This window comes from Rhodobium gokarnense, from assembly GCF_025961475.1.
Taxonomy (GTDB): Bacteria; Pseudomonadota; Alphaproteobacteria; order Rhizobiales; family Rhodobiaceae; genus Rhodobium; species Rhodobium gokarnense.
This window is the reverse complement of record NZ_JAOQNS010000015.1, coordinates 33810-50893: the sequence shown is the minus strand read 5'-3', so window position 1 is coordinate 50893 and position 17084 is coordinate 33810. Positions and strand designations below refer to the sequence as shown.

The 17084-nt window shown below is 67.0% G+C and carries 11 protein-coding genes and 1 tRNA gene; 7 read left to right on the top strand and 5 right to left on the bottom strand.

From position 1 onward, the window contains the following. Positions 1–290 precede the first annotated feature (290 nt). Genes M2319_RS21080 through M2319_RS21065 form a run of 4 tightly spaced genes read left to right on the top strand, consistent with a single transcriptional unit; the run spans position 291 to position 5549 of the window. Positions 291–1541 (top strand): sarcosine oxidase subunit beta family protein, encoded by a 1251-nt coding sequence (locus M2319_RS21080; RefSeq protein ID WP_264603444.1) that lies wholly within the window; start codon positions 291–293, stop codon positions 1539–1541. A gap of 21 nt (positions 1542–1562) precedes the next feature. Next, positions 1563–1928 carry a sarcosine oxidase subunit delta gene (locus tag M2319_RS21075; protein WP_319801809.1) on the top strand — a complete coding sequence of 122 codons (366 nt, stop codon included), beginning with the start codon at positions 1563–1565 and terminating at the stop codon, positions 1926–1928. Then, a complete protein-coding gene (locus M2319_RS21070) occupies positions 1925–4945 on the top strand; it encodes a sarcosine oxidase subunit alpha family protein (protein ID WP_264603443.1) in 3021 nt (1006 codons plus the stop codon). Before M2319_RS21075 ends, M2319_RS21070 begins: the two co-directional genes overlap by 4 nt. Next, complete coding sequence (locus M2319_RS21065) at positions 4938–5549, top strand: sarcosine oxidase subunit gamma (protein ID WP_264603442.1); 612 nt, start codon at positions 4938–4940, stop codon at positions 5547–5549. Before M2319_RS21070 ends, M2319_RS21065 begins: the two co-directional genes overlap by 8 nt. Before the next feature lie 641 nt (positions 5550–6190). On the opposite strand, the gene M2319_RS21060 is transcribed toward M2319_RS21065, so the two are convergent. Further along, the gene (locus M2319_RS21060) at positions 6191–6781 is read right to left on the bottom strand and encodes a L,D-transpeptidase (protein ID WP_319801808.1); all 591 of its coding nucleotides are present in this window, start codon (positions 6779–6781) and stop codon (positions 6191–6193) included. Positions 6782–7053: 272 nt separating this feature from the next. Continuing rightward, entirely contained in the window at positions 7054–8232 is a 1179-nt protein-coding gene (locus M2319_RS21055) for an NAD(P)/FAD-dependent oxidoreductase (protein ID WP_264603441.1), read from the bottom strand. Between the two features lie 191 nt (positions 8233–8423). On the opposite strand from M2319_RS21055, the gene M2319_RS21050 reads away from it, so the two are divergent. Then, positions 8424–9308, top strand: a complete 885-nt coding sequence (locus M2319_RS21050) for a DMT family transporter (protein WP_264603440.1) — start codon at positions 8424–8426, stop codon at positions 9306–9308. Positions 9309–9315: 7 nt separating this feature from the next. Here M2319_RS21050 and M2319_RS21045 read toward each other — a convergent pair whose 3' ends face one another. Beyond that, positions 9316–10206: a YihY/virulence factor BrkB family protein gene (locus M2319_RS21045; protein ID WP_264603439.1), complete on the bottom strand. Its 891-nt coding sequence runs from the start codon at positions 10204–10206 to the stop codon at positions 9316–9318. A 417-nt stretch (positions 10207–10623) separates the two neighbouring features. Between M2319_RS21045 and M2319_RS21040 the strand changes: the two genes are divergently transcribed. Then, positions 10624–12306 (top strand): acyl-CoA dehydrogenase family protein, encoded by a 1683-nt coding sequence (locus M2319_RS21040; protein ID WP_264603438.1) that lies wholly within the window; start codon positions 10624–10626, stop codon positions 12304–12306. 613 nt (positions 12307–12919) lie between these two features. Next, entirely contained in the window at positions 12920–14614 is a 1695-nt protein-coding gene (locus M2319_RS21035) for a pentapeptide repeat-containing protein (protein WP_264603437.1), read from the top strand. A 169-nt stretch (positions 14615–14783) separates the two neighbouring features. On the opposite strand, the gene M2319_RS21030 is transcribed toward M2319_RS21035, so the two are convergent. Both M2319_RS21030 and M2319_RS21025 read right to left on the bottom strand, forming a co-directional pair. Beyond that, positions 14784–14859: transfer RNA gene (locus tag M2319_RS21030), tRNA-Thr, on the bottom strand. Positions 14860–15113: 254 nt separating this feature from the next. Further along, positions 15114–17069 (bottom strand): heme biosynthesis protein HemY, encoded by a 1956-nt coding sequence (locus tag M2319_RS21025; protein ID WP_264603436.1) that lies wholly within the window; start codon positions 17067–17069, stop codon positions 15114–15116. Between the last annotated feature and the right edge of the window lie 15 nt (positions 17070–17084).

The window sequence follows — 17084 nt, the reverse complement described above, 5'->3', positions numbered from 1 at the left end:
GAACCAATAACAAGATGTTAAGTACATTTATCGGCTCACATGAATACATTGGATTACTAAACTCGGTCGCGTCTCGGCATCCGGATGCGACATCGTCCGGCATTCCCGATCGCGGGCCAGCGGCGACGCGCCGCAGCCGAAAAGGCGCCGAAAACCCGCTGAATGCATGTCGCAATTAGAAAGGCCGATGTCTGCAACCGGATCGATCTGGACGCCGCCTGCGGTTAATGTCATGACCGACAGGGGCCGGAGACCGCCGGCGCCTTCCAGCATGAGCAGGGGTCGGCGCGATGGGCAACTATTCGCTGTTTTCCATTGTCCGCGAGGGACTACGCGGCAACACGGGCTGGACGCCGGCCTGGCGCGATCCCGACCCCAAGCCGTCCTATGACGCCGTCATCATCGGCGGCGGCGGCCATGGCCTCGCCACAGCCTATTACCTCGCCAAGCTGCACGGCATGAAGAACATCGCCGTCGTCGAAAAGGGCTGGATCGGCGGCGGCAATTCCGGCCGCAACACCACCATCATCCGCTCCAACTACCTCTACGACGCCTCCGCCGCGATCTACGAGCACGCGCTGCAGCTCTGGGAGGGCCTTTCCCAGGAGCTCAACTACAACATCATGATGAGCCACCGCGGCGTGCTCAACCTCGCCCATGACGACAACGAGGCGCGGCAATTGAAGCGCCGGGTCGAGGCCAACCGGCTGAACGGCGTCGACGCGGAATATCTCGGCCCCAAAGAGATCAAGGAATTCTGCCCGATCCTCAACACCTCGCCGGACATCCGCTATCCGGTCATCGGCGCCACCCTGCAGCGGCGCGGCGGCACCAACCGCCACGACGCCGTCTGCTGGGGCTATGCCCGCGCCGCCGATGCCCTCGGCGTCGACATCATCCAGAACTGCGAGGTGACGGAAATCCTCACCGAGCGCGGCGCGGTCACCGGCGTGCGCACCTCGCGCGGCGACATCAGGACGGAAAAGGTGGCGAGCGTCACCGCCGGCCACACCAGCGTCATCGCCGGCATGGTCGGCGTCCGCCTGCCGATCGAGAGCCACCCGCTGCAGGCGCTGGTCTCGGAACCCCTGAAGCCGATCAATCCGTGCGTCGTCATGTCGAACGCGGTGCACGTCTACTGCTCCCAGTCCGACAAGGGCGAGCTCGTCATCGGCGCCGGCATCGACGGCCACACCTCCTACACCCAGCGCGGCTCCCTCGACATCATCGAGCACCAGATGGCGGCGATCATCGAGCTGTTCCCGATCTTCTCCAGGCTCCGGATGATGCGCCAGTGGGGCGGCATCGTCGACGTCTGCCCGGACGCCAGCCCGATCATATCGAAGACCGAGGTCGGCGGCTTTTACGTCAATGGCGGCTGGGGCACCGGCGGCTGGAAGGCGACCCCGGGCTCGGGCCACGCCTTTGCCGACCTCGTCGCCAACGACACCCCCAACGCCATTGCCGCGCCCTTCACCCTGGAGCGCTTCGTCACCGGCGACCTGGTCGCCGAACACGGCGCCGCCGCCGTCGCCCACTGACCCCGTCTTAAGGCATCCGCCATGTTCGTCATTACCTGTCCCTATTGCGGCGAGCGCGACCAGAGCGAGTTCGCCCATGCCGGCGAAGCCCACATCTCGCGCCCGACCGAAAGCGAGACCATGACCGACGCGGAATGGGCCGAGTTCCTGTTCATGCGCGACAACACCAAGGGCATCCACGCCGAGCGCTGGATCCACGCCGCCGGCTGCCGCCGCTTCTTCAATGCGCTGCGCAACACCGCCACCGACCGCTTCCTCGCCTTCTACAAGATCGGCGAGAAGCCGCCGGAGATCGACGACGTGGTGCCGGCAACGCCCTGCGGCGAGACCGTCGGCTCCGGCAACGACGCGGTCAAGGTCGAGCGCCCGCCGGAGGCCGGCCGATGACCCGCCAACCCTTCCGTCTCGACGAAGGCGGCTCGATCGACCGCAGCCGCGAGATCTCGTTCTCCTTCGACGGCAAGAGCTATGCCGGCCACCCGGGCGACACCCTCGCCTCGGCGCTGATCGCCAACGGCGTCCACATGGTCGCCCGCTCGTTCAAGTACCACCGCCCGCGCGGCATCGTCGGCGCCGGCGCGGAGGACCCCGCCGGCCTCGTCCAGATCGGCTCGGGCGCCGCCGCCGATCCCAACACCCGCGCCACCGAGCAGGAGCTCTGGGACGGCCTTGAAGCGCACGCCCAGAATTGCTGGCCGTCCCTGAAGCACGACCTCTATGCCGCCAACGACCTCGTCTCGCGCTTCTATTCGGCCGGCTTCTACTACAAGACCTTCATGGGCCCTCCGGGCAACTGGATGACCTTCGAGCCGATCGTCCGCTTTGCCGCCGGCATCGGCAAGACGCCGGACGGACCCGATCCGGACGCCTATGAGACCATCAACCGGCACTGCGACGTGCTGATCGTCGGCGCCGGCCCGGCCGGCCTGATGGCGGGCTTGAGCGCGGCGCGGAGCGGCGCCCGCGTCATCCTTGCCGAAGAGACGGCGGAGGCCGGCGGCCAGCTCCTGTCGCTGCCGCAGGCCGGCGACGGCGCCATGACCATCGACGGCAAGGCCCCGCGCGACTGGATCGCAGAGACCCTTGCCGAACTTGCCGCCAACGACCGCGTCACGGTGCTGACCCGGACCTCGGCCATGGGCTACTACGCCGACAATTTCGTCGCCCTTTGGGAAAAGGTCTCGGACCACCTGGCGCCGAAGGACCGCGACCCGCTCCTGCCGCGCCAGCGGCTGTGGCGGATCAGGGCAAAAGAGGTCGTGCTTGCCACCGGCGCCGTGGAACGCTCCCTCGTCTTCCATGAAAACGACCGACCCGGCATCATGCTGGCGAGCGCCGCGCGCACCTATCTGCACCGCTACGGGGCGCTGGGCGGGCGCTGCGCGGCCGTCATCGCCAACAACGACGCGGCCTGGCGGACGGCCTTCGAGCTTCAGGCCGCCGGGGCCACCATCTCCGTCATTTCCGACAGCCGCTTTCAGCCGGACGATGCCCTGGTGCGCAAGGCGGCCGAGCGCGACATCCCGGTCCGCCTCGGCAACCAGGTCGCCAGCACCGGCGGGCGCCACCGGGTCAAGGAAATCACCGTTGAAAGCGAGACCGGCAACATCGAGGGGTTCGATGCCGACCTCGTCGCCATTTCCGGCGGCTGGATGCCGAATGTGGCCCTGTTCTCCCAGTCCCGCGGCCAGCTTCGTTATGACGGCGACCTTGCCGCGTTCCGGCCCGGCTGGCACTGGCAGCGCACCCATGTCTGCGGCAGCGCCGACGGCGCCATGACCACGGCGGCCTGTTTCGAGAGCGGCGCCCGCGTCGGTGCCTGGGCGGCCGAGGCCGCCGGCTTTTCAGCCAATGCCGCACCGGTGCCGGAGCTTGCGGATATCGCGCCCGAGCCGACCGGCATCTCGCCGATCTGGCAGATGGTCACCACCGAGGGCGGCAAGAAGGCCTTCGTCGACCTGCAGGACGACGTCAAGGCGAGCGACCTGGAACTGGCCGTGCGCGAGGGCTACCGCTCGGTCGAGCACGCCAAGCGCTACACCACCGTCGGCATGGGCAACGACCAGGGCAAGATCTCCAACCTCAACGCCTTCGGCATCATCTCCGGCGCGCAAGGAAAGTCCCTGCCCGAACTCGGCACCACCACCTTCCGCCAGCCCTGGAAGCCGGTGACCTTCGGGGCCATTGCCGGCCAGTTCGTCGGCGCCGATTTCGAGCCGCGCCGCACGACCCCGATGCACGACTGGCACGTGCGCGCGGAAGCGGTCTTCGAGCCCGTCGGCGACTGGCTGCGCGCCCGCTCCTATCCGCGCCCCGGCGAGACCTTCGAGGACGCCGTCCAGCGCGAGGCGAAGGCCGCCCGCACCGACGTCGCCGTGCTCGATGCCTCGACGCTCGGCAAGATCGACATCAGAGGCAAGGACGCCCGCACGTTCCTCAACCGCATCTACACCAACGCCTGGTCGAAGCTCGCTCCGGGCCGCTGCCGCTACGGCCTGATGCTCGGCGAGGATGCCATGGTGTTCGACGACGGCGTCACCTCCTGCATCGCCGACGACCACTTCCACATGACGACGACGACCGGCGGCGCCGCGCGCGTGCTGACCTGGCTGGAGGACTATCTCCAGACCGAATGGCCGGACCTCGACGTCTTCCTGACGAGTGTCACCGAGGAAACCGCGGTCGTCTCGCTGTCGGGCCCCAAGAGCTACGACGTCATCAAGGCGATCTGCGACAATGCCGGCGACGGGCTCGCGCCCGACGACTTCCCGTTCATGAGCTGGAAGGAGGCCGCGATCGACTGCGTTGCCTGCCGTATTTTCCGCATCTCGTTCACCGGCGAGCTCTCCTACGAGATCAACGTGCCCGCCAGCTACGGCCTGTGGCTGTGGGAAAAGGTGATGGAGGCCGGCGCGCCCTTCGGCATCACCCCCTATGGCACGGAGGCGATGCACCTGCTTCGCGCCGAAAAGGGCTTCATCATCGTCGGCCAGGACACCGACGGCACCATCACCCCGTTCGATCTGCGCATGGACTGGATCGTGAGCCAGAAGAAGGGCGACTTCGTCGGCAAGCGCTCGCTCTATCGCTCCGACACGGTGCGCACCAACCGCAAGCAGCTTGTCGGCCTTATCACCGAGGACCCTCAGACCGTGCTGATGGAAGGCGCCCAGATCATTGCGACCCCGGACGAGCCGGCCCCGCCCGTGCCGATGCTCGGCTATGTGACGTCGAGCTATCTGAGCCCCAATCTCGGCCGCTCCATCGCAATGGCGCTCGTGGAGTCCGGCGGCGCGCGCATGGGCGAGACGGTCTACATCTCGCGCAATGGCGCAAAGCCGCTGGCCGCCACTGTCACCGACACCGATTTCCTCGCCCATTTCGCGGAGAAGGCCGATGGCTGACGCCCGCCGCCGCTCGCCCCTTGCCCACCGCCGCCCGCTTGAAGCAGACGGCGGCGCCTTCGGCCTTGCCGAACGGCCGCTCCTGGCAAAGCTGATCCTGCGCGTCGACCCGGAAACGGGCGGTGCCGCTGTGAAAAAGGCGCTCGGCGTGCCCCTGCCGGGCGCTTCGAAGATCGCCGCCACCGGCGACATCTCGCTGCTCTGGCTCGGCCCGAACGAATGGATGGTCGTCGGCGCCCCGGAGACCGAGGCCGACCTTGCCGGCCGTCTGGAAGAGGCTCTCGGCGAGACCCCGCACCAGGTCGTGCGCATCAGCGACTACTACACGACCATCGCCATTTCCGGGACCGGCGCACGGCAGGCGCTTTCAAAACTCACCACCCTCGACCTCGACCCCGTCGCCTTCAAGCCCGGCGAGGTGCGCGGCTCCAACTTCGCCAAGGCCGTCGCGGTGCTGGCACTGCCGGAAGGCGGGGAAGAAGTCTTCGACCTCCACATCCGTGCCTCCATGGCCGATTACATCTGGTGCCTGCTCACCCGCTCCGGCCGCGAATTCGGCGTCCCCCAGGACGTCCCCCGCAGCGGCGAGCGTCTGGTGGTGTGAGGGGCGGCGCGGTCTCGCCACCCCGGCTCGACAGTTTGGCGCTACCCGGCCGCATTCTCGCCCGGTCGCCCTTGGCCACAAGCAGGGAGGCGCCATCGCCATCCAATCGGCACGGCCGAACTGGATTGCTTCGCTCCGCTCGCAATGACGTTTTCCTCAATAGTTTCAGCGTCATTGCGAGGAGGCCGATAGGCCGACGCGGTAATCCATAGGGCGTTGGCAACAAGCTCCGCATTCGTTTGAACCCGCTCCCGCTGGCCAAAACACTCCGTCGTCACCCCGGCCCCCGAGCCGGGGCCTATTGCCCCCGTCCACCCGGTATGCCCTGGGTGAGGAGCCATGGACAATCGCGACGGGGCAGACAGGAGCCGCGACGGCATACCGTGCCGACATGGGCAAGGGGTCCCGGCTCTCCGCTTCGCTCCGGCCGGGATGACGACTGAGAGTGACGCAAGGACAATCGCGCCCAACGGGCTCGCAAGGCCGAACGGCCGCCGGCGCCTTTGCGCCGCCCCGTCGGAGGCCAGCGAGCGATAGCGAGCGCACGGCCGTGAGACATAAAAAGGGCGACGCTTCGACCAGCGCCGCCCTCAAGTCGTTCCCTTCTGGTTTGAAACCGTCAGCCGGGCCGCGTCGCCTCGCTACTTCACGATCACCTTGGCGCCGATATCGACGCGGTTGTAGAGGTTGATGACGTCGTCGTTGAGCATGCGGATGCAGCCCGAGGAGACGGCACGGCCGATCGACCAGTCCTCGTTGGTGCCGTGGATGCGGTAGAGCGTCGAGCCGATATAGAGCGCGCGGGCGCCGAGCGGGTTCTTCGGCCCGCCGGGCATGAAGCGCGGCAGGTCCGGCTGGCGCTGGATCATCTCCGGCGGTGGCGTCCAACTCGGCCATTTCTTCTTGCGGCTGATCTTTTCAACGCCCGACCACTCGAAACCCTCGCGGCCGACGCCAATGCCGTAGCGCACCGCCCGGTTGTTGCCGAGGATGTAGTAGAGGTAACGGTCGTCGGTATCGATGATGACCGTCCCGGGCGCCTCGTGCGACCGGTAGTAGATCGTCTGGCGCTTGTATTTCTCGCGGGCGATCGCCCCCGCCGCTTCCGGCGAGATCCGGTAGCGGACCCATTGCTTGGACACCGGATCGAAGAACTTGTCGGTCGGCGGCAGGGCTGCGGCCGGAAGGGCCATGGCGATCCACAACAGGATCATCCAGAACGCACGGTGCATATGCATCCTCCGGGTGTCGACCGGCGCCGGCGCTCCCGCGAGCCGACGCGGTCGTAGACGATCGACACCGCCCGGGTCGTTGCCCCGGTTTCCGGCCGATGCGCTCGTCCGTCCATCACTTGGAAGCGGTCAGCCCCTTCGCCCGACGGCGTCCGCTCCCATGAAAAGGGGTCGATGGCGCACAGCGCCACCTACCGCAGTTCATCCCATCCTGCGGCATACGTCAATTAACGTATTTGCGAAAAATGCGGCGGCGCGCGTGCCGCGCCGCGTCAGACCGGCTCGGCCGGCTGCCAGACCTCGCCGATATGGTCCACCGCCTGTTCGTGGGCGGCGCTGTCGTTGAGCGCATCGGCGGCAAAAAGCCGGCCCTCATGCATGTAGTAGACGACGAAGCGGTCGTCCTCGGGCCGGCCGACGATGCGGGTGTCGTCGTAATATTGCGACAGGCCGGCGATCTCCAGCTTCTTGCCGTACTGCACCGAGGTGAAGCAGGGCACCGGATCGTAATGGACCCGCTGGCCGAGCATGCCGGCCGCCGTCACCTTCGACTGCTCCATGGCGTTCTGAACGCTTTCCACCCGGATCTCGCGGCCGTAGCGGGCCGAGAAGAAGCGGGCGCAGTCGCCGGCGGCAAAGATGTCCGGCGCCGTGGAGTGGCCCATGGCGTCGACGATGATGCCGTCGTCGGTGGCAATGCCGGCCGCCGTCGCCAGCTCGTCGTTCGGCACCGTGCCGGTGGCGATGACGACGAGGTCGGCGGCGATCAGTTCGCCGCTCTCCAGCCGCACCGTCTCCACGCTCTTGCCGCCGGCGAACCGGCGGATGCGGGTCTGCAGCCGGACGTCGACGCCGTTGTCGCGGTGCAGCGCGACGAAATAGTCCGAGACGAAGGGCGACGCGATCCGCCGCATCACCCGGTCGGCGGCTTCGACCACGGTCACCTCGGCACCGAAGGCGCGGGCGACGGCCGCCACCTCCATGCCGATATAGCCGCCGCCGACGATGACGACCCGCCCGCCTTCCTTGATCCGCGGGCGGATGAACTCCGCATCGCCGATCTTGCGGAGCGCGACGATGCCGGCAAGGTCGCGGCCGGTGAGGTCGAGGAAGCGCGCCCGGTTGCCGGTGGTCAGCAGCAGCTTGTCGAAGGCGAGCGTCGATCCGTCGGCAAAGCCCAGCGTCTTTTCCGCCGCATCAAGGGCGGTAACGCGCGTTGCGGCACGAAAATCGATGTTGAGGTCTTCGAAGAAATCCGCGCCCTTGAGGGCGATATCCTCGCGCGTCGCCTCGCCGGAAAGGAACGACTTCGACAACAGGGTCCGCGCATAGGGCGCCTCGGCCTCGTCGCCGATGAGCACCAGATCGCCGTCATAGCCGAGCGCGCGCAGCGTTTCCGCCGCATTCCCGCCGGCAAGTCCGGCGCCGACGATCACGATTGGTTCGGCCATGCTCTCCCCGCCTTGTCGTTTTGGGGGCCCCCGCCGGGAGACATCCGCACAGGCGCCCATCGAAGTCCATTAGCATGAATTTATGCTGCAATGCACCTAAAACAGCGTCGCAGCCCCCGCGTGTATACAGAAAATGCGTTGTCGCGCAGGAAGCAATTGCGGCGGTCCTCTGAAGCCGATAGGAAGGCCGGATGTCCGATCGCTCGCCGCCACTTTTTGCCGCACTTGCCCCGGCCGTTTTCGTCCTCCTGTGGTCGACCGGCTATATCGGCTCGCGCATGGGCGCGCCCTATGCCGAGCCGCTGACGTTCCTGTTGATCCGCTTTTCGATCGTGACGGTGCTGATGGCCGGGCTGGCGCTCGCCTTCCGCGCGCCCTGGCCGAACCGGCGGGGAGCCCTCCACGCCGTCATCGCCGGCATCCTTATCCACGGGCTCTATCTCGGCGGAGTGTTCTGGGCCATCGACGGCGGCATGCCGGCCGGCGTTGCCGCCCTCATCGTCGGCCTGCAGCCGGTGCTTACGGCGATCGCCGCCGGGCCGCTGCTCGGCGAGCAGGTCGGGCTGAGGCACTGGATCGGCCTCGGCGTCGGCCTGGTGGGCCTCGGTCTGGTGCTCGGCCCGAAGCTCGACATCACCGATTCCGGCATTTCGCTCGCCACCATCGGCCCGGCCGTCTTCGCCACGGCGGCGATCACCCTCGGCACCATCTACCAGAAGCGGTTCGCGACGGCGACGAGCCTGCTTGCCGGCGGTGTCTACCAGTATCTCGGCGCCGGCGTCGTCGTCGGCCTCGGCGCGCTGATGGTGGAAGATTTCGAGATCGTGTGGAGCGGCGAGTTCGTCTTCGCCATGGCCTGGCTGGTGCTGGTGCTGTCGATCGGCGGCGTCACGCTGCTGATGATGCTGATCCGCGCCGGCGCCGTCTCGCGCGTCGCCTCGCTGTTCTATCTGGTGCCGGCGCTGACGGCGCTGATCGCCTGGCTGCTGTTCGGCGAAACGCTCACCCTCGTCCAGCTCCTCGGCATGGCGATCACCGGCCTTGCCATCGCCCTCGTCGCCCGCAGCGGGAAATAGCAACGCATCAGCCGACGATCTGCACCCGGGCCGGGCGGACCCTTGCCCGCGCCGCCCGGAAGCGCAGGATCGCGGCATTGAGCTCGGCCCCGAGGATGAACAGCGCCGCCACGAGGTAGAGAAACACCAGCGCCGTCATCACGCCGGCAAGGCCGGCATAGGTCGACACGTAGTTGGCGAACCGTTCCAGATAGGCGGCAAAGGCCGAGCCGGCGACCAGCCACAGGACGAGCGTCGTCAGGATGCCCGGCCAGAGCTGGGTGATCGGCCGCCGCCCGGCCGGCAGGAATCCATGACTGATGAAGAGGCCGGCAAGCAGGATCACCGTCGCGACCCCGAACCGGATCAGCGTGAACGACGCGGTCGCCGGCTGCAGCCAGGGCGCGATCTTGATCGCGGTCGCCCAGGCGAGCGGCGCCAGCACGACGAGGAAGGCCAGCGCCAGCATCGCCGTCGCCCCGAAGATGACGAAGAAGATCGATTGCAGCCGAAGCCGGAAGATCGAGCGGGTTTCCTTCATCCGGTAGGCCCGGTTGAGCGCCGTCCGAAGCGCTTCGACGCCGTTGGAGGCGAACCAGATGGCGAGCAGGATACCGACGGTGACGAGGTCGCCACGCGGCACGGTCAGCACCGTGTGGATCTCCCGCGACAGCACCATGGCGATGCGCTCCGGGATTGCGTTGAGGAGGAGCGAGGCCGCTTCTTCGGCGAGCGAAGCGCTGCCGAGCGTTGCCGCGGCAAGCGCTGCGACGAAGATCAGGAACGGAAACAGCGCCATCAGCGAGGTCATCGCCACATGGCTGGAAATCGCCCAGCCGTCGTCATTGTTGAAATGCCCGAGCGCGTCCTTCAGCACCCTTCGAATGACGACGATGGTTCGCCGGGCAATCCGACCCACGCTGTTTCCCCCTTCCTCCGCAATCCGCCTGCCGACGTCCGGCAGGCGCCGGGGGCGGAAATCGTCGATCTCCACCGGCCGTCGCGTCGCCGGGTTCAAGATCGCCCGCATCATTGCATAAATGCCATGAAACATCCTGCGTCTGCGAGCCATGGGACCGGGATCCTGGGTTGCCGCCCCGGAGGGAAGGGGCGCGGAGCGAACGGGTGCGCGGGGCGCTGATGGCGGCCGGGTCTGTTCTCTCACCCGGAACCCAACGCCGTTCCGGCGCCCCTTGTTCCCGCCGCCGGCCGGCGCCGGGGCGAACCGCCGCTCGGCCGAAAGGCGGAGTTGCATCGCCCCGCCGAATTGCGCATGTTGCACTGCAAACCAGAAGAAAAACATACCAACACCCAGGATGAAACGCCGGAGCCAGCCATGACAACTGCCGATACTGCGCCCCTTTCCTTCGACGTCTTGACGTCCAAATGCGGCGATGCCGTCGCCGCCGCCGACGGCTTCCTCGCCCGCGCCAAGGCCGCCGTCGGCGACAAGGTGATGGAAGACGGCCGCGTCTCCGGCGCCCTCGTCACCAAGGAGCAGCGCGCCTGCCACGGCCTTGCCTGGGCCGCCACCTATGTGGAGGCGCTGCGCGAAATGGCCGGCTATGTCGACCGGTTGCAGGACCATGGCAGCTTCGGCGAGATCGAGGCGCTGATCGTGGAGATCGCCTTCGGCGAATACCTGTCGGAGCTTGTCGGCGGCATCCCGATGAGCCAGGGCGAGATCGTCCGCCCGGTCGACCTCGGCCTTTCCCGCGACGACGTTGCGCTCCTTGCCGACGTCCCCGCCGTCGCCTGGTTCCTCGACAACGGCAACACGGCGGAAAACCGCGCCGCGCTCGTCGAGCATATGCAGAAGGTGGAGGGCGTCCACACCATCGGCGATTGCGCCCTCGACGAGACCTTCGAGGCGTTCCGCGAGGAAATGCGCCGCTTCGCCGAGGCCGAAGTCCTGCCCCATGCCCATGAGTGGCACCTGGCGAACGACTACATTCCCCTCGACGTCGTCGCCAAAATGGCCGAGTTCGGCGTCTTCGGCCTGACCATCCCCGAAGAGTTCGGCGGCCTCGGGCTCGGCAAGGAATCCATGTGCGTCGTCTCCGAGGAGCTGTCCCGCGCCTATATCGGCGTCGGCTCGCTCGGCACCCGCTCCGAAATCGCCGCGGAGCTGATCCTCGGCGGCGGCACCGACGCCCAGAAGGAAAAGTGGCTGCCGCTGATCGCCGCCGGCGAGGTTCTGCCGACCGCCGTCTTCACCGAGCCGAACACCGGCTCGGACCTCGCCAGCCTCAAGACCCGCGCCGTCAAGGACGGCGACGTCTATAAGGTCACCGGCAACAAGACCTGGATCACCCACCCTGTCCGCGCCGACCTGATGACGCTGCTGGTGCGCACCAACCCGGAGGAAAAGGGCTACAAGGGCCTTTCCATGCTTCTCGCCGAAAAGCCGCGCGGCGACGACGCCAATCCGTTCCCCGCCGAGGGCATGAGCGGCGGCGAAATCGAGGTCCTCGGCTATCGCGGCATGAAGGAATTCGAGATTGCCTTCGACGGTTTTGAGGTGAAGGCGGAAAACCTTCTCGGCGCCGAGGAGGGCCAGGGCTTCAAGCAGCTCATGCAGACCTTCGAGAGCGCCCGCATCCAGACCGCGGCCCGCGCCATCGGCGTTGCCCAGTCGGCCCTCGACCTGGGCCTGCGCTACGCCCAGGAGCGGGTGCAGTTCGGTGAGGCCCTCGTCAACTTCCCGCGCGTGGCCGACAAGCTGGCGATGATGGCCGTCGAGATCATGATCGCCCGCCAGCTCACCTATTTCTCCGCCCGCGAAAAGGACTCCGGCCGCCGCTGCGACCTGGAGGCCGGCATGGCCAAGCTCCTAGGCGCCCGCGTCGCCTGGGCCGCCGCCGACAACGCCCTGCAGATCCACGGCGGCAACGGCTTTGCCCTCGAATACGCCATCTCCCGCGTCCTCTGCGACGCCCGCATCCTCAACATTTTCGAGGGCGCCGCGGAGATACAGGCGCAGGTGATTGCAAGGCGCCTGCTTGAGGGGCGGAATTAGGGGAACGGGGACGGCTGAGCCCGACGATTTAGGCGGGTCCTGGCCCTTCCGCCATGCTCAACCGACGCTGCATTGCCGCGTCGGCCTGATGAGGCTCGTGGCACACGCTGCTCCCCGTCCTGCTCGTCTCGCAATAAAGGTGAATTCATTCGGAAATCCACCTCTCACCGTCATTGCGAGCGCAGCGAAGCAATCCAGGGCGACCCGCTCGGAAAATGCGGCCCCGAGCGCCTCTCAGCCCGCCAATTGCACCATGTGGGCGTCGCCGCGACAGAGGCGGCGTAACCACCTCCCTCGCCACCAACTCTCCCCGTCATCCCGGACGCGCCGCAAAGCGGCGTGAGCCGGGACCCATTGCGCACCTCGACACGGTATGTCCACCGCGGCTCCTGCCCGCCCCGCCGCAACGGCCGGCGGCTCCCCGCCAACGGCATACCGCGCGGTGAGGGGCAATAGGCCCCGGCTCGGAGGCCGGGGTGACGGGGAGAGTGTTGGGCGCGGCAGTGCCAAGAGCCGACGCATGCGCTTGCGCGGACGGGAAAAGCGGTTGAGACTAGCAGCAATCCACAACCCGATTACCCTGCCCTCTCAACCTGCCACATCCCGAACCATCATGTCCGACGACCACAATCCTGAACCCGACCCGCCCGAACGGCCGGACGACTCCCCCAAAGGCGTCCGCAAGCGCATTCGCGACCGCACCATCGCGCGATGGACCGACTGCGAAGCGGAGCGCAAAGCCGCCCTCGACGCGGGCAAATCGGAGGACGAGGCCCACGAGGCGGCCAAGGCCGTCTGGAACGGCTGGGCGGAACAGATGCTGGCCGACAAGGAAAAGCTAGTCGACGAAAGGAAATGGGCAGTCGGCGCCGGTCAGACTGTTTTCGGCTTCTGGGGTGAGGTGGGCACTAACCAAGGCACCCAAGATTGGCTTGAGAAGGCGGCAACGAGCTTCCACTCCGTCCGGCTGCGGTCGGCATCAGGGGAGGATCGGCAGGAGGGAGAATCCGCAAGCAGGCAATCCACGTCTGCAAATACACTTTCGTGTGTTGGCGCAATCATCCGTTTCCAGGATTTCCTGTTTCCAGGACAGACAGATTTCGGCAGCGCGAAGTTCAGCGGCGACGCTCACTTCTACAGCGCGAAGTTCAGCAGCGTCGCTTCGTTTGACAGCGCGACGTTCAGAAGCAACGCTTCCTTCGACAGCACGACGTTTAGCGGCAACGCTTGGTTCGACAGCGCGACGTTCAGAAGCAGCGCTTCCTTCGACAGCACGACGTTTAGCGGCAACGCTCAATTCTACAGCGCGACGTTCAGGGACATCGCTTCGTTTAACCGCGCGACGTTCGGCAGCAACGCTTGGTTCGACAGCACGACGTTTAGCGGCAACGCTCACTTCTACAGCGCGACGTTCAACGACGTCGCTTCGTTTAACAGCGCGACGTTCGAGGGCAACGCTTGGTTCGACAACGCGACATTCAGCAGCATCGCTTGGTTCGACAGCGCGACGTTCAGAGGTAACGCTTTGTTTGGCCTTTCCGGTTTTGACGGCAACACAAGCTTCGATGGTGCCAAATTTGCTGGTGAAGCCGACTTCGGGGCGATCGACGCTTCCCGCGCGTTCAGCCTCGCCGATACGCGCTTCGAAACCCGCGTTCCAGGTTTCATTCAAGCCCATTTCACCGAAGCGCTGCGGCTCGACAACGTATCGGTGCCAATTCCCAGTCCGTTGACCCATCGCCCCTTTCCCGACACCGACGACCCGGCGCGATACCGCGCCCTTGCCCGGTTGGCGATCCAGGGCCACGACCACGAGCAGGAGATGCTGTTCTTCAAGGGTCTGAAGAGCGCCGAGTTGTTGCTCGAACGGGAACCCTTCTGGTCGCGCCAGTTCAATCGCATCTATTGGATGACGTCGGACTACGGCCGCTCGTTCGTGCGCCCCTTCTCCTGGCTCTTTGCCACCACATGGGCCTTCGCGGGGATCTACTTGTCCAAGGCGAACCCGGCCGGGGACTGCCAGGACGTCGCCTTCGCCAAGTCCGCCTTCCTCGCCCTCGCCAACGCCCTGCCGGCGATCAGCGGCGCCCAGCGCCAGAGCATCCTCAAGGCCTATGCCTGCCTCTATCCAGCGAAGGTCGACCCGGCGAAGTACCCCGACGCGGCAACGATGGAAGCCGCCGTACGACACCTGCCGCCGGACATCCCCGTCGCCGTCGCCTATCTCGGCGTCTTCCAGACCCTGTTGTCGGTGACCTTCCTGTTCCTGATCGCGCTGGCGCTGCGCAACATGTTCCGGATCAAGTGAGCGGCCGAACCACGCCTCCGCCCCATCCTCACGGATGCGCCGCGAAGCCGTGTGAGCGCAGACCTTGCGTTCAAGGCAGGACGGCGCCGGATATCGCCGGCCGCGTCAAAGGCACCGCCCAAGCGGACACGCCGAACGCCGGGAGCCTGCCAAAAAAAGCCTGGAAGAATGGTGCCGCATGACGGATTCGAACCGCCGACCCCATCATTACGAATGACGTGCTCTACCAACTGAGCTAATGCGGCTAAGGGGCGAGGCTTCACGCTAAAAAAGACCCGCCGAACGGTCGAAACGCTTTTCCCGCGAAGGATCGCAACCCTTCCAGGACGGCGTTTCGACCGCCCTCTGATAACGGCAGAGGCCCGGTATTTCAAGCGCCATTCTCGCCGCCCCGCCACAGCCTGCAACGGGATGCAGACGACGGACCGGACAAAAAACCGCGCCGCTCCCTTGTGCGGAGGCGGCGCGGCCTTTCTTGCCATTGCGACCGGCGGAGCCGTCAGGTGTACGACTTATAGCCGTTCCTGTCGGCGCCGTTGCCGCGCGGTCCCGGATCGTCCGGTGCCCGGCCGAGCGGATAGGCGACCGTGCTCCGCCGGGTCCGATAGCCGTCGCCCACGGCATCGGGGATCGGCGGCGCGACGGTCTCGCGCCCGGCCGCAGTCGCCGGCTCCGGTTTTGCCGGTTCCGGCTTCGGGGACTTGGCGGCGGCGGCATTTTCCGCCTTCTGAGGCGCCTTTTCGGGCGCCGCGCCTTTCGCGGGATCGTCTTTTGCCGCAGCCGGCGCGGGGGCCTTGGCCTCCGCGCCTGTCTTGTCCGTGTCCGCCTCCGGCTCGGCCGGGCCCTTGCCCGGCGTTGCCGCCGCGTGCGTCGTGGAGGCGGGTGTTTCCGTCCTGGCCGCGGGTGCCGGCGTCTCGCCGGTGCCCGTTCCGGAGCGCGCTCCGTCGGTATTTGATGACGCGGGAACGTCGAAGGCGGCGGTCTTCACCGCTCCCGCGTCAGATTTTCCCGGCGTACCGGCTGCCTCCTCGAGGTTGCCGACCGGTGCCTTGTCGTCTTCCGGCTTCTTCGGGGTAACGTCCCTTGCCGGCTCGATCGCCGCCTTGGCGGCAACCGGCGGACGCGGCTGCAGGAGCTCCTCGTCGATCAGCGGCCCGTCCGAGGGTGGCGCCAGTGCCGTTGGCGGCGTCTTCCACTCGAAGGCGTCGAGCTCGCCGGTGACCGGCGAAATCGGCGCCCAGGTGTCCGAGACGATGCCGTCGGCGACCCATGCCGGATCCTGCGGCGCCCGCACCGCCCGCGACAGCCATTCGCGGACCCGGCCATGATCGCCGTGCTGGCCCTCTTCGACCTCGGCCATCATCAGGCAGGCCCGCTTGGTCGGCGCCGAGCGCAACAGCTTGGTGAGCGCCTCGCGGGCGGTCTCCCAGTCGTTGGCGTCGATCGCCACCCGGGCGAGCGCCAGCGCGCCCTCCGGATGGTTGGCACGGAGCTGGTTGAGGTGGCTCACCCGCTTCTGACGGTCGCGGATGGAATCGCCGGGCCGGATGTGGATATAGGCCTCGGCGATGTCCGGATGCGGGTTCTTCTTCCAGGCCGCCTCCAGGATCTTCGCGGCCCGGCCGAAATCGCCGGAACGCGAATAGAGGCGCCCGGCAACGGCCGCCGCCGGCACCAGGTCCGGTGCCAGGCCATGGGCTTCCTTGGCAAGGGCACGCGCCCGGTCGGGAGAGCCGGTCTCCAGCTCCATCGCCCGCGCGGTCAGGAGCACGGCGCGCTCGCGCCGTGCGGTCTTCTTGTCGACCAGCTTGAACTGGGCGTTGCGCTCCAGGGTGGTGAGCGCCGCTTCCCAGTCGCCTTCCGACGCCTGGAAGTCGAGCATCGCCTTGCCGGCCCAGGGAAGGGCGGGCGAGATGGCGATCGCCTCCTTGGCATAGTGCCTTGCAGCTTCCGTCTCGCCGGCCCGCTGCGCCTCCAGATAGAGGCCGTGCAGGCCGAGGACCTGGGTCGATTCATGCTCCAGCATGCTGGTGAACTGACCCTGGGCCTTGCCGGTGTCGCCGCCGAGCTGGGCGGCCTGGGCCGCCAGCAGCTTGGTCGCCGGTTCCCGGCGCAGCAGCTTCTGGGCGTCCTTGGCGTATTTGCGCGCCCCGGAGACATCGCCCGAACCGACGGCGATGAGGCCGTTGGTGAGGGCCCTGTAGCCCCGTTCGCGGCGACGCGCTCCCCAGAACCGGGCAAAGCTCCGCGGCGAGCGGACCAGTTTGACGATGATCGCCCAGGCGATGAAGAGAACGATGACGAGGACCAGGAGCCCCACCAGGCCGACCATCAGGCTGGTCTGCACCTGGTAGCCCTGCCAGTCGAGCATCACGGTTCCCGGCCGGTCGGCAAGCCATGCCCCGCCAAGGGCGAAGGCGAACAGAACGGCGAAGAAGATTATCAAACGAACCATATCACTACTCCCTCA